This is a genomic window from Absicoccus sp. (assembly GCF_034090965.1).
In the GTDB taxonomy this organism is placed as follows: domain Bacteria; phylum Bacillota_I; class Bacilli_A; order Erysipelotrichales; family Erysipelotrichaceae; genus Absicoccus; species Absicoccus intestinalis.
Window position 1 is genome coordinate 1 of the sequence record NZ_JAXDRQ010000008.1, and the last position, 14481, is coordinate 14481.

Annotated in this window: 13 protein-coding genes; 1 reads left to right on the plus strand and 12 read right to left on the minus strand. The window is 40.1% G+C overall.

All coding sequences use genetic code 11. From position 1 onward, the window contains the following. Positions 1-174: 174 nt before the first annotated feature. The 5 genes from SOS22_RS00960 to SOS22_RS00980 are packed head-to-tail and all read right to left on the minus strand — an operon-like array spanning position 175 to position 6329. On the minus strand, positions 175-1380 hold the full coding sequence (locus SOS22_RS00960) for a HAMP domain-containing sensor histidine kinase (protein WP_320596042.1): 1206 nt from the start codon (positions 1378-1380) through the stop codon (positions 175-177). After that, on the minus strand, positions 1361-2053 hold the full coding sequence (locus SOS22_RS00965) for a response regulator transcription factor (protein WP_320326032.1): 693 nt from the start codon (positions 2051-2053) through the stop codon (positions 1361-1363). Before SOS22_RS00965 ends, SOS22_RS00960 begins: the two co-directional genes overlap by 20 nt. 32 nt (positions 2054-2085) lie before the next feature. Beyond that, positions 2086-2832: a hypothetical protein gene (locus tag SOS22_RS00970; protein WP_320326031.1), complete on the minus strand. Its 747-nt coding sequence runs from the start codon at positions 2830-2832 to the stop codon at positions 2086-2088. A gap of 54 nt (positions 2833-2886) precedes the next feature. Beyond that, on the minus strand, positions 2887-4614 hold the full coding sequence (locus SOS22_RS00975) for an ABC transporter ATP-binding protein (RefSeq protein WP_320596043.1): 1728 nt from the start codon (positions 4612-4614) through the stop codon (positions 2887-2889). Then, positions 4611-6329, minus strand: a complete 1719-nt coding sequence (locus SOS22_RS00980) for an ABC transporter ATP-binding protein (RefSeq protein ID WP_320596044.1) — start codon at positions 6327-6329, stop codon at positions 4611-4613. The genes SOS22_RS00975 and SOS22_RS00980 overlap by 4 nt, the downstream gene beginning before the upstream one ends. Positions 6330-6421: 92 nt before the next feature. Here SOS22_RS00980 and SOS22_RS00985 point away from each other — a divergent pair, with 92 nt between their 5' ends. Further along, positions 6422-7246, plus strand: coding sequence for a LysR family transcriptional regulator (locus tag SOS22_RS00985; RefSeq protein ID WP_320596045.1), 825 nt, complete (start codon positions 6422-6424; stop codon positions 7244-7246). 13 nt (positions 7247-7259) lie between these two features. Here the strand turns inward: SOS22_RS00985 and SOS22_RS00990 are convergent, their stop codons facing one another. The 7 genes from SOS22_RS00990 to srtB form a co-directional block, all read right to left on the minus strand. Next, positions 7260-8507, minus strand: coding sequence for a DUF438 domain-containing protein (locus SOS22_RS00990; RefSeq protein ID WP_320326027.1), 1248 nt, complete (start codon positions 8505-8507; stop codon positions 7260-7262). A gap of 101 nt (positions 8508-8608) precedes the next feature. Further along, positions 8609-10267: a DAK2 domain-containing protein gene (locus tag SOS22_RS00995; protein ID WP_320326041.1), complete on the minus strand. Its 1659-nt coding sequence runs from the start codon at positions 10265-10267 to the stop codon at positions 8609-8611. Positions 10268-10279: 12 nt separating this feature from the next. Then, a complete protein-coding gene (locus tag SOS22_RS01000; protein WP_277634144.1) occupies positions 10280-10639 on the minus strand; it encodes an Asp23/Gls24 family envelope stress response protein in 360 nt (119 codons plus the stop codon). 59 nt (positions 10640-10698) lie between these two features. Then, a complete protein-coding gene (locus tag SOS22_RS01005) occupies positions 10699-11676 on the minus strand; it encodes an FtsQ-type POTRA domain-containing protein (protein ID WP_320326026.1) in 978 nt (325 codons plus the stop codon). A 26-nt stretch (positions 11677-11702) separates the two neighbouring features. Then, positions 11703-12602: a UDP-N-acetylmuramate dehydrogenase gene (gene murB / locus SOS22_RS01010; RefSeq protein ID WP_320596046.1), complete on the minus strand. Its 900-nt coding sequence runs from the start codon at positions 12600-12602 to the stop codon at positions 11703-11705. A gap of 15 nt (positions 12603-12617) precedes the next feature. Continuing rightward, positions 12618-13694, minus strand: coding sequence for an undecaprenyldiphospho-muramoylpentapeptide beta-N-acetylglucosaminyltransferase (murG, locus tag SOS22_RS01015; protein WP_320326024.1), 1077 nt, complete (start codon positions 13692-13694; stop codon positions 12618-12620). A 29-nt stretch (positions 13695-13723) separates the two neighbouring features. Further along, positions 13724-14467: a class B sortase gene (srtB, locus tag SOS22_RS01020; RefSeq protein WP_320596047.1), complete on the minus strand. Its 744-nt coding sequence runs from the start codon at positions 14465-14467 to the stop codon at positions 13724-13726. Positions 14468-14481: the final 14 nt, after the last annotated feature.

Here is a 14481-nt window from a genome sequence, read left to right on the forward strand (position 1 = left end):
TCATTCATTTTGACAACCTCCTATATTATTTTGTTTACGGCTGGCGGGCCATATTCATTGTAGTATAGGAGGTTGTCTTTTTTAACACTAAAAGGTCTACCACCACGCACATAGCGCGTGGTATTCGCTACGCAATAAAAAAACGAGGATATCCATCGGATATTCTCGTTTTGTCTATAATTCAACCTGAATGCTTAAAGACTTTTCATCTTCTGTGGTTGCCTCGATCTTTCCTTTATAAGATTGAACAATGGCTTGGGCAATGGATAAACCAATGCCATATCCCCCCGTTTGGGAATTGTGACTTTGATCGGTTCGATAAAAACGATCAAATAAATGCGGCAAACTATCTTTAGCAATGAATTCCGTCGTATTGTAAACGATCAATTCAATCTTTTTCTTTTGATGCAAAGCAATCCGAACCATACCATTTTCAGTCGAATATTTAAAGGCATTATCCATAAGAATGGAAATCAATTGTTCAATTTCTTTTTGGCCGCCTTTCATATGTACATTCTCATCCACATCTTTTTCAAACGTCTTATTTTCCATTTTGGCTCGTGCATCAAATGAATTCGCCACTGTAGATACAAGCTTGGAAAGGTCCAAATCGACCAAAGCTTCTGGTTTTTGCGTTTCTTGCATCCGCGAAAGCACGATCAAATTATTGGTTAAATCCGCCAATCGTTTGGTTTGGACATGAATATCATCGGTCCATTCGTTCGATACACCGTCCATTTCCAATACCGTCAAATCCGCATCAATCGTTGCCAATGGAGTCTTAATTTCATGGCCTGCATCGGTAATAAATCGTTTCTGTTTTTCATAACTTTCTGCAACCGGCTTCATGATTCGTCCTGAAATGAATACGATCAAGATGGAAGAAATGATCAAACCAATCGTGGCCACCAAACAACTTGCTTCTAAGAAAGTACGCCAATTATCGAGCGAACGCGTACAATCTAAAAAGATCAAGACCGTATTGCCATTTTCTTTATAACGAATATATCGATAATCTTGATAAAAGCCCCGTGTCTTATCAAAACTAGAAACCACTTTGACATAATTTCGTGCTTGCGTGATATCAATGGCTTGGATCTTGGCCATATCAATCGTTGTGATGGTTTCGTCTTCACTGATTGTCGCAATAAAATAACGCGATTCAAATGGCGTTTCTTTGGACCAACGCCCATTGTTTTGATCTTTCCCGAAAGCCGGAAAATATCCTTCATTTTCTTTGAGTGTCGTCAAGATAAAATCGGCATTTTCGATGATCTTATGATAATTGATGACATTGATGGTCACCATCAAGACGGTAAAGGTCACAAAAATAGAAAAGATAGCTGCAATGGAAAATCGCTTACGAAGTTTTTTGATCATTGTTTTCTAACTCCAAAGAATAACCGACATTTCGATGGGCTTGGATCTTCACATCTGCACCTATTTTTTTTAATTTCTTACGCAAATAGGCAATATAGACCCAGACAATATTTAACTCGGTATCACTGTCATAGCCCCAGATTTTTTCAAACATCCGCTCGGTCGAAATGACTTGTTTTGGATTCGCCAATAACAATTCCAACATTTGAAATTCTTTATTGGGTAATTTCATTGTCGCATTGGGACCGCCCAATTCAAAAGTTGTACGATCTAGGGTGATATTGCCAAAGGATAAAGAAGAGTCGGGCGATTGTGTATGCATACGTGTCATAGCACGAATACGCGCCAGCAATTCTTTCGCATCAAATGGTTTGGTTAGATAATCATTGGCCCCCAGATCCAAACCCTTTACCTTATCATCGACTTCACTTTTGGCAGTCAATAATAAAACGGGCACATCATTGCCGGCTTGACGAATCGTTGCTAAAACTTTCAAGCCATCGACCTTCGGCATCATGATATCTAAGATGACCCCATCATATACTTCGTCTTCTAAGTAATCTAAGGCTTGTTGTCCATCATAGACCGCATCGACCGCATAGTTGGATTTTTGTAAGATCACAACCAAAGCTTTCGATAAGGACCGTTCATCTTCGGCTAGTAATAATCGCATAAGTGACCTCCTTATGAAAAAGGGAAATCTGCTTATTCACAAATTTCCCTATACAATTCCTCAATCTCTGCTATTGTTATAACACGATTATACAATGTGATGCAAGGCTTATTCGATGGACTTCGCTCCATTTGATCCACATGATAATGGCCGTGCAACCAAGCTCGATAATCCAATTGATCTTCAATTTCTTGTAAAAACGGTTTTAAGTCATAATGCTCTGGATCATAAAAATTCATATCCGTTTTATATTTTCTTCCCAAAGAATGTTTTTCATACACTTCATGACTCAACACATAATCGACCTGCCACTGATGCGCACATAAGACATCACGCGCATGCTTCATTTCCTCCCACGTTGGTAGTTCTTGTTGCCACCAACTGACATTTGGAACACGATACATGGCATCATGACTCGGTGCTCCACCAAAGCAGAAGAATGAATGACCCTCGATTTCAAAGACTTCGCCACGCATCAAATGCACAACATTTGAACGAATGCGATGCACTTTGCCTCCATGCCACTGTTCAATCGGATATGAATTTAATAAATTGAAGTTTTCATGATTGCCATCGATGAAACATGTTTGCCACGGTAAAGATTCCAACCAGTCCAACCAAAACTTATCGCCTTTTGCGCCATCTAAAATAAAGCCAAAATCGCCTACAATGATCACATGATCCTTTGCTGTCAATGTCTTTCCTATGGGAAAACCATCATCGGGATTGATCTTGAAAACATCTTGTTCACGATGGGTATCACCTGTTATATAAATCATGATAGTTTCATGGTAACATAGCTAAATGTACTATGCAAATGATAACGTTTTCAATTAAACAACCTGCTCAAATTGACTATTATACAAATTCGCATAGAAACCATTTTGCGCCAATAAGTCATCATGAGTGCCTCGTTCAATGATTTTTCCCTCTTTCATGACTAAGATCTGATCGGCATTGATGATCGTCGATAAACGATGTGCAATCACAAAACTGGTTCTTCCTTTCATCAAAGTATCAAAAGCTTGTTGGACCAATACTTCGGTTCGGGTATCGATATTGGAAGTAGCCTCATCTAGGATCAACATCTTTGGCTTGATCAACATCACGCGAGTGATACATAAAAGCTGTTGCTGTCCTTGGGATAAACTATGGGCATTGATTTTTGTATCCAAGCCCTTTGGCATTTTTTCAATAAAATCCCAGCTACGACACGATCGACAAGCCACCTCGATTTCAGCTTCGGAATAGGATCTTCCCATACATAGATTTTCGCGAACCGTAGCGTCTTTGATCCACGTATCTTGTAGAACCATGCCGAATTGTTGGCGTAAACTATGACGGCTGACATTTTGAATATTGGTTCCATCAATCAAAATAGCCCCCTCATCCATCTCATAAAACCGCATCAATAAATTGATCATCGTGGTCTTTCCACATCCAGTCGAACCCACGATGGCGATTTTCTGACCTGGTTCTACATGAAAAGAAACATGTTGGATCAAAGGATGATCGGGCACATAAGAAAAACTGACATCTTGCCAATCGACACTTTCCTGATTGACGATTAAAGTGTTTGGCTCTTCTGGTGATTCTTGTGGTGCATCTATGATTTCAAATACCCGATTGGCACAAGCCAAGGCATTTTGAAATTCTGTGACGACCGAACTAATATCATTGAAAGGACGCATATATTGATTGGCATAACTCAACAATACACTTAAGGAACCAACTGTCAGTGCATTCTGTAAAATAAAGATCGAGCCAATGCCCACAATGAGGGCATACATCAAACTATTCATAAAGCGCGTGGATGGATTGGTCAGACTGCTATAGAATATGGCTTTTTGGGAATAATCCTGAAGATCTTCATTGGTTTTTTGGAAGGTTTGCGAAGCCCGTTGCCCATACCCAAATGATTGGATGATTTTTTCATTGCCAACCATCTCTTCAATATACGAAGTCAATTGCTCCCGCGTCTGCGTCATTTTTTGGAACATATGATACGAATGTTTAGAAATCCATTTAGCAACAAAGAAACTTGCTGGACTCATCAAAACGATCAATACACTGATACCCACATGAATACGAAACATGAATAAAATGGTGATCACGATCGTAATGATACCCGAAAACAGTTGCGTAAAGCCCAACAATAAACCATCGGAAATTTGATCCACATCCGCAATCATACGTCCTAGAATATCACCAATTCCATGATCATCTAAAAAGGATAACGGTAAATGTTGGATCTTAAACATGATCTGAGCGCGCATATCTTTGACAATGGAATAGGCCATGTGATTGTTCATCACATTCATCACCCAAGTTGCTGCCGCATTGATCAGGATCAAGATGCCAATTTTCGTGCCATACGTGGATAATAGGACCAGATCCACATGCCCTTTCGAAAGCATACAATCAATGCATTGTCCAAATAAGATGGGAATGTATAACTGTGTCACGACCGATACCACAGCCAATCCAATACTCAAGATCAAAAAGAACCAATAGGGTCTTACATACTGCATGAGTTTATGAAAGGTTTGCGATGTTTTCATGCGATGGCCTCCTTAGGATATTGCGATGCATAGATTTCTTGATAAACCGGACAGTCTTTCATCAATTGATCATGGGAACCGGTACCAACCAAACGGCCCTGATCCAAAACTAAGATCGAATGAGCCGAACGAATCGAACTAATTCGTTGACTCACAATGAAGATGGTCATTTTCCCCGTCAAATTTCGTAAGGCTTTTCGCAAATTCGCGTCAGTTTTGAAATCCAGTGCACTGGCACTATCATCTAAAACAAGAATATCCGGTTGTTTCACTAAGGCACGCGCAATGGTCAAGCGCTGTCGTTGTCCACCCGATAGGTTTTTTCCTCCTTGTTCCAACACAAAATCAAGCTGTCCGGGTTTATTGGCAACCACATCTTTGGCCTGGGCAATTTCTAAGGCGCGCCATAAAGTGGCATCATCGGCATGGGGATTGCCCCATTTTAGGTTCTCGCGAATCGTGCCAGAAAAAAGGACAGAACCTTGCGCCACATACCCGATCTTTGCGGTCAATTGTTCTCTCGGATAGGCTTTGACATTTTCACCATCAACAAAGATCTTTCCCTGACTGACTTCATAATAGCGTCCCATCAGTTGCATGATCGTTGACTTTCCCGATCCGGTTGAGCCAATCACGCCAATAGTTGATCCTTTTGGAATTTCAAAGCTCATATCGTGGATCACACTTTTCGTATCATAGGCAAAGGATACATGATCAAAGCGGACCGCTTGTGCACTGTGGATTTGTATCGATTTTGTTTCATAGTGCATATCGTTATGCGTATCCATGATGGCTTCAATACGTTGACTACACGCGATGGACTTATCGATCGTCACGATCAAGCTCGCTAATTTAATCAACTCAATAATAATTTGAGCCATGTAGTTATATAAAGCAACCATGTCCCCTTGGGCCATGTATCCTTCCTGAATTTGAATGGCGCCCACCTGTAATAATACGATGATTGCGAAATTGATGATGATATAAGTAAACGGATTGATCAATGCTGAGATCTTTCCTAAGAATTCATTCGCATTCGTAAACCGATCATTCTGTTTGTCAAAGGAGGAAATTTCATCTTCTTCTTTACAAAAGGCACGAATGACACGAACACCAGTTAGATTATCTCGTGTCATTCCTAATAAGGTATCCAGATGTGACTGCACTTTTTTAAATAAAGGAATGCTGATCCGCATGATTAAATAAATCACAACACTCAATAAGGGAATCGCAATCACAAAGATCAATGCACATTTCACATTGATAAAAAAAGCCATGATCATGGAACCAAAAACAATAAATGGACTTCGTAATAAGAGTCGTAGGCTCATATTGATGCCCGTTTGTACTTGTTGCATATCGCTGGTCATACGTGTGATCAAGGTATTGACACCCAATGTATCGATTTCCTTATACGATAACGATTGAATATGATCAAACATGGCTTGGCGTAGATCGGTTGTTGTGCCAACCGCTGCTTTTGCCGCAAAATATTGGGCCACAAAACTAAAACCTAGACCCAAGGCCGCTAAAACGATCAACAAAATCGTTCCTTGGCAAATTACTTGTGTATGATGTTGATGGATTCCTTGATTGATGATCCAGGCAACGATCAAAGGAACAAAAAGATCCATGAGAGCTTCTAATAATTTAAATATAGGTGCACATATCGCTTGTTTTCGATAGGCACGTAAATAATGGAATACGGTTTTCATTGTTCTCACCCTCTTGTAGGGGTATCGTATCATATGTTAAAATATATAAAAATTATATATTTTATATATTTATTATTTAGAAAGAATATACCATGAATTTAAAACAACTTCAGATTTATAAGACCGTGGTGGAACAAGGAACGATGTCCCAGGCAGCCAAAACACTGCATATGAGTCAACCACCCCTTTCCTTACAAATCAAGCAATTGGAAGAAGAAGTAGGTGCACCCCTTTTGATTCGAGGCCCACGACATGTCGAATGTACCGAATTGGGAGATCTTCTCTATCATCGGGCATGTACCATTTGTGATCTTGTTCAAAACACCAAACAAGAATTGTTTGATCAGCAACATGGCAAAACGGGTACGATTCATCTAGGCATCGTGTCCAGTCTACAAGATTATGTCTTGGATACATGGTTACATCCATTTATCCAGATCTATCCCAAGATCCATTATGAGATCTTTGAAGGAAATACCTATACCTGTCTAGATGCTTTGCGACATCATATCATTGAAATCGCGGTCGTTCGGAGTCCTTTTCCTAACGATTCCAATATAGAAATCATACAAACAGCTACGGAGAATTTTTATTCAATTGGTAGTACAAGACCCCTTTCCATCCAAGAACTCAATCATATACCTTTACTGGTTTATCGACGGTGGAAAGAATTCTTTGATCAAATCTTGGATACACCGCATTATTTTTGTGTCAGTGATGATGCTAGAACCTGTATAGAATGGGCACGTCATGGCTATGGTATTGCGTTGGCACCTGCTTCGATCGCCAAAAAAGAAGCCAATGCCTATCCGATCCAGGATCTAGATATGCAATCCAACATTTGTATCGTCACTTCAAAAAACACCTACATTTCAACCAGTGCCCATGCTTTATTGGAACACATAAAAAACCAGTGAATCCGGATTGGATTCACTGGATGTGGCTTGCGACATCACTAAAATCTTGAACGATTTCTAAGCATCCCATATATTGGTCTTGTTGATCATACATCGCTACATATTGGATACGCGTATTCTTGACCCATCGTTCGACTTTGGTTTGTTTATGGGCTTTGAAGTCCGCTAACATTTGTTTGACCATTGGCTGCACACGAGGTGGATGGCAACTATATACTTTTCGATTCAAAGCTGTCTTTGGACGTGCAAATACACCATTGGTGATACTGAAAAAACGATTCATATCATCGGCATCGATATAGGTCAATTCAACGGGCAAAGCTTGACAAATGGCTTCGAATTGCGCAACGGTGAGATCACCATTTTCAAAATGGAGGATACCTTCACTGATGGGGCGTCGATACGTTTCTGCTTCCGGCCAATTGGCTGCTACCGCAATAAAGGCGTTGCCATAGATAGGCATATCTTGATAGATCTGATACCACATTTCTTGACTGAATTTATCCAGTGCTAACGGAAATAAGATCTGATTTTCTTTAAAAATCATTTCTTCAATACGCGAACGATTATTCGGGATATCCTGTAAGATCTCATCATCCACGCCCCACATCACTTGATTGGGTCCTGGATAGCCAAGAGCATCCAATTGGGCAAGGATCAATTCTTCTTTTTTCTTATAATGTTTTTTCAATTCCACATAAGGAATCTCTTTGTTTTGATCCAAGTACTGTTGTAAGATCTGATTTTCTAAACGAAAGATAGAAATGGGATGGCCCGCAGGCACCTCACCATGGATTTGGGCTTCTGTCTTGCCATGGAACAGTGCCGAATGCACATCGCACAATCGTTGTACTTCAGGTACGGGCATGCCTTTGTTGATGAGTTCTTGTTCGGCATTGGCAATTTCTTGAACGGGCACGTTTTCATATCGTTTGGCAAAATCCGCACGAACACTTTCTAGATCTTCTCCATTTTGTAAACGAAGGATGTAGGATTCCAATTCATTGGATGGATCAATTGCAACGTTTTCTACTTCTTGAGAGGCAAGTTCATATCCATGGGTCGCAAATGCAGCTTGGATCTTTTCCCATGGAATGCCTTTGATTTGTGCTCCCTTTTCTAAGGTCATGATCTTCCCTACGGTCTGAAGCGCAACGGGGTTGGCTAGATCCTTAAATCCCAATTCGATCATGATGGGTTTGATTTCTGGATATGTCGAAATTAAATCAGCAACTTTACGTGTTTTATCTATTTGAATCATATGTTTTACCTACCTTGTAAGCATAGTCTAACAGATTTCTCCATAGACATTGTTGGATTTCCAACAAAAAAGTGAGTATTTTTCATACTCGCTCCAAGGCTTTATTCAACACCAATGATAAATGGATATACCGGTTGTTTGCCTGCATGAACTTCCACTTCGGCATCACTATTTTCCTCAATATAATTGGCAAGTTCATTAGCTTGGTCTTCGGTTGCATCCTGACCATAAATTAACGTAACAAGTTCACTGTCATCATCCAACATCGTATCCAACAATTTCTTGCTGGCTTCCATACAATCCGGCACACTGGCCGCTATGGTCTTCCCATAGATGCCCATGTATTCCCCTTTCTTGATGGCACGGCCTTCATAGGTCGTATCTTTGATGGCATAAGTGACTTCTCCCGATTTCACATGATCGATTGCTTCTTGCATTTCACTTAAGTTGGAATCTAGATCAGCATCTGGATTGAACATGATGCAAGCAGCCAATCCTTGCGGAATGGTTTTTGCTGGTAAGACATGAATATCTTGTCCTTCACACACATCTTTGGCTTGTTGGGCCGCCAAAACAATATTGGAGTTATTTGGCAAAATAAAGATATGATCGGCATTTAATTGATCCACAGCCGAGACAAAATCTTCCGTGCTTGGATTCATCGTCTGGCCACCGCCAATCACAACGTCTGCACGATATTCTTTGAACATTTCATCGATTCCAGACCCTGGGGCCACCGTAATGATCGCATACGTTTTATGTTCTGCTTTCTTTTGTGGTGCTTCGATTTCTTTTTCCAATTCTTTGGCTTCTTCCAATTCAACGATGTGGTCATGTTGCTGCTGCATGTTTTCTACTTTGATCTTCACAAATTTGCCTTGACGACGACCCATCTTCAAAGCGGTATAGGGTTCGAGGGTATGCACATGCACCTTGACTAAATCATCATCTTGTACACAAACAAGGGAATTACCGATGGAAGCTAATTCATCACGGAAACCTTCTTCTGAGAAATTTTTCTTACCGGTCTCACTCAAATGAAGGATAAATTCCGTACAGAAACCATATTCGCCTTCCCCATCATTCTCTACTTTGGTTTGTGCAGCTTGTTGGCTGGTTTGAATGTCTTGTGCTGCCACTGGCTTTCCTTGCATCGCCAAAAGAAAGCCTTCTAAAATGGTACACAATCCTTTTCCACCACTATCGACAACGCCAACTTCAGCTAATACAGGTAATAATTCTGGTGTGCGCTCTAAGGAAGCATTGGCTTCTTCGACCATCTTGGCCATGACAGCTGTACAATCTTTGACTTCTTCTGTCACGGTATACGCATAGGTATAATCGGCAGCTTCGCGAACAACGGTCAAAATCGTCCCTTCGACAGGGCGCATGACGGCACGATAAGCCACGCGTGAACCATTGACCAAGGCATGGGCAAGCTGCATCGCATCAATCGTTTCGTTTTCTTCTAAAGATTGATAGATACCGCGAAATATTTGTGAGGTAATGACACCTGAGTTACCACGAGCTCCCATTAATAAGCCCCGTGATAAAGCTTTCAATATATGGCCGATGTGATCTTCTTTGACATCTAAAGCGGCTTTGGCGCCGTTGGTAAATGTCAATGTCATATTGGTTCCTGTATCTCCATCCGGTACGGGGAAAACATTCAATGCATCAATTTGTGCGGAATGATTCTTCAAATTGTTCATACCGGAACGCAACATATCTTTTAAACTTTGTCCGTTAATTTGTTCCATCATTCTTACTCCCTACTTGGCTACTCGTACACCTTGCACGGTGATATTGACTGCTTCCACTTTGATTTCCAAAGTCTTTTCAATCACATACTTCACTCGTTTTTGCGCTTCTTGTACGATTTCACCCAACTTAATTCCTTGTAGGGCGATAATATATAGATCCAATACCAATCCATTCTCTTGTTGACGCACGATCACACCACGAGAATAGTTTTCTTTTTTCAATAATTCAGCCCAACCATCACGAACGAGTTTCTGACTTGCCATGCCGACAACACCATAACACTCCGTGATCGTACCTCCGGCTAAAGAGGCAATCGCATCTAATGAAATGGAAATATTTCCATATTCGGTTGATTTATTAATTGGCATAGAGTTACCCTCCTCTTATATCAATCCTTATTATACCTATTTCTGTAAACTAAGACAAATTATTCCGAAAGTGGTTGTAAAGATTGGGTCGTATCATCCCACACATAATAGATCCCACTATTTGGATCCATATAGTAACCGCTTGTCGAATCATAATACAGCCCAGTTGAATCATCCCATACAAGGGTTGAATTATCTGTTGTGGTCGTATCTTGTGTCGTTGCATCTTGTGTTGTCGTGGTCGTTGTCGTATTGGCATCACTGGTCTGCGTATCGGAAGAAGTCTCTTGTTTTTCCTCGGTTTTCTTGGATGAAGAACTTGTCGATTTCTTACTATTCAAATCATCGCAATTGATTTTTTCAATCGCATGATTGGTGCTATCCAATAATAGACAAACATTCTCGCCTTGTAAACGAGTCAACATGGCTTGGTATTTTGCCATCATGACCAATGAGCTGATTGATGTATAAACAACATTCCCATCTTGCATAGTCATTTTGATCATATTTTTATCAAAAGACGTTTTATAAGGAACCATTTCAGCAATTTTTTCAATGACCGATCGGGTCAGGGTCTTTTCATTTTTCTTAAAAATGGCACAGATCTTTTTGCGCTGTGTGCCACTAAATCCATTCAATAAAGGAAAATGTACGATCGTGGACATGTATGCTTTGTCGATCGGAATGGATTCATTATCGATGGTCAACAAATAATATTGACTATTTTTTGTATAATAACCAATCACTACTTTTTCTTGGACATGGACCAACAATCGGCCATTTCTACCTTTTTGTACATAGACATCTTTGACCAATGGCATTTTTTCAATGCGCTTTTCATAGACCATCGAAGGTACAAGCCACATCCGTGACTGATAACTCATACCCGCCAAATGGTATATTTGGTGATCGGTCAAATAATAATTTCCCGTGCAGCTTAAAACATGGGCCAAAGCATCAAAGGAAAAATAATATACACCAAACGATGTCAAAGCCATCACTAAGACCGTTAAAAGGATGCCCGTTCTGAGTGACATGTTTCTTAGCCATCTACGCCAACGAGTTACCAATTTAATTGCTCCACTTCTGTAATCAAAGAAATACCATATTTTTCTTTTGCTTCTTGTCGAATTATTTGAATCAGATCACGAATATCACTAGCCGTTGCGGTGTTATTTTCATTCACGATAAAATTACTGTGTTTATCCGATACTCTGGCACCACCAATTTGATAGCCTCGATATCCCATTTGATCAATTAATTTCCATGCGGGAATGGATTCGGGATTACGAAAAACACTGCCTGCACAAGGTTTATCCAAAGGTTGTGTATTCATTCGACGTTGACGACGTGAATTCATCAAATCACGTATTTCCGTGGCATCGCCTGGATGCAACTGTAAACGAGCGCCGAGAATGACCCAATCTTTATGTTTTTGAAAAATAGAGTAACGATAGCCAAAATCCAATTCATTTTGATGGATCCATTCAATACGGCCATCTCGTAATGCCAATACATCTTGAACCACATGGCTCATATCACTTCGATAGGCCCCGGCATTCATATATAAGGCACCGCCTACAGAGCCAGGAATTCCACTGGACCATTCTAGACCAGTCAAATTTTTCTTCATGGCTTCCACAGAAATATTGATGATGGAACAACCTGCTTGACAAACCAAGGTTCCATCGGGTTCAAAATAAAAATCATTTAATGAATGATCTAAATTAATGATAGCGCCATGAAAAGGGGCATCACTAAATAAGATATTGGAACCGCGACCGATCGTATAGAAAGGAATGTTGGCTTCTTCCAATAGATAGATCACACGCATCAAAGACAAAAAATTATCAGGATAGATATAATAATCAACATTACCACCTACGTGATAAGTTGTATGTTTACTCATTGGTTCATTTGTTTTAATATTCGCATAGGTTTCTAAACGTTCGATCATTGACATTTGGGGTCCTCTTTTCTATTTGATCAAAGACTCACACAAAGAAATCATATCGTATGCGGCTTGAGGTTTCCCTAGTTTCCGCGCATTTTTAGATACTTCAGCCATTTCCACTGGATCTAAAAATAAAGTTTGGATCGTTTTCGATAAGGTATCTGCATTTAGATCCTTTTCTTCAATCATATAGGCAGCGTGTCGGTCTACAAGCTGTCGTGCATTGTAGTATTGATGATTGGCTGCTACATAAGGTGATGGAATCAAAATGGCTGGTATACCCAAAGCCGTCAATTCGGCAATGGTGGTTGCCCCAGCGCGACAAATCAATCCATCGATCTTTTTATAAATTTTTAATGTATCTACATAATCAACAACGTGAATATCTTTCACGCCATCAAACATATGAATATCTTTACTGTTATCTTTTCCACACACATATAAAAACTGCAAAGAAGTCGTATCCACACTGCTCAATGCGTCTTTCATCAATGCATTGACACTGCTCGATCCCAACGATCCCATCATCACTAAAATCGTCTTTTTCTTTGGATCCAAGCCTAAAGAATCATAGTAGGTAGGATCCAATGGCGCTTTTTTGGCAATCGTTGCTCTTGGATTTCCTAACAAATGAATCTTGTTTTTGGGAAATACTTCTTCACACTTTTCATAACACGTTACGATCGCATCGACACGATTCATCACCAATTGATTGGAACGACCCACGATGGAGTTTTGTTCATGGATCATCGTTGGAATATGCAAGCTGCAAGCAGCCATCATGACGGGGGCACTCACATATCCACCAAAGCCAATTACGATATCTGGGTCAAATGCACGCAAATATCCCTTGGCTTTTTGACGTGCCAAAACCAACTGGCCAACGGCTCTTCCTTTTTGAAAGGCATTACCGACCAATCCGGATGTATGTAACGACAAAAATCGATAACCTAAGGATGGAATCACTTGGGCCTCCATCCGGTCATCATTTCCAATAAATAAAATTTCACATCGAGGATACAACGAACGAAATGTCTCGGCCAATGCCACGGCTGGATAAATATGTCCGCCAGTACCCCCAGTTACTAGACAAATTTTCATAACGTAAACCTTCATTACTATAACACAAATCAATCACTAACGGTAATTGGATCTGTCCATTCTTGCATAACGCCTGTTAATACATAACGCTGATTGGAATGGAAGCCATAATCCAAGTTACAAGTTGATAAAGAGACAAAATGGGCTGATGTGGTATCGACAGCTCGACTATACATCGCTTCATTGACCCATTTTGCGAGGGTATCATCGCGATATGAACCAAAGGCAGTGGTATAGAATGCCGAAGAATCAGTCGTTTTCGCAAACGCATAAATCGTACATTTATAATTACCATTGGGTGTCAATAAATAGAAGGCATCATGTTTATTAAAGAAACTTTCATCGGTAAAGTTCTTTAAATTGGTGAACATGCCACCGCCTTCAACCGAATGCCCATAGATAATGGAGTTATCATCCATAAATTGATTGTTTGCTTTATAATCCAAGAAAATCGATCCATAGGGACTGGATTGTTTTCCCATCGTATGATCGAGATAATAGGAGTTATCGCTTCCTTGGACCACAGGAAAATTAATATCACATCCTGGTACATATAACCAAGCAACAATATCTGGAGAAGATTGTTGGAGCGCATTCCAATCTGGATTCAAAACTTCAGTATTCTCGCTATTCTTTGTGGCCATTTTTTGATAGGTTTGTGTTTCTTGTTCGATTTGATGCTTGTCCTGATAGATTTGATACAAATGAAAAGCACTATATCCAAATACACCAATACATACAAGCAATATGATTCGATAGATCCATTTTTTCATATTCCAATTGTACA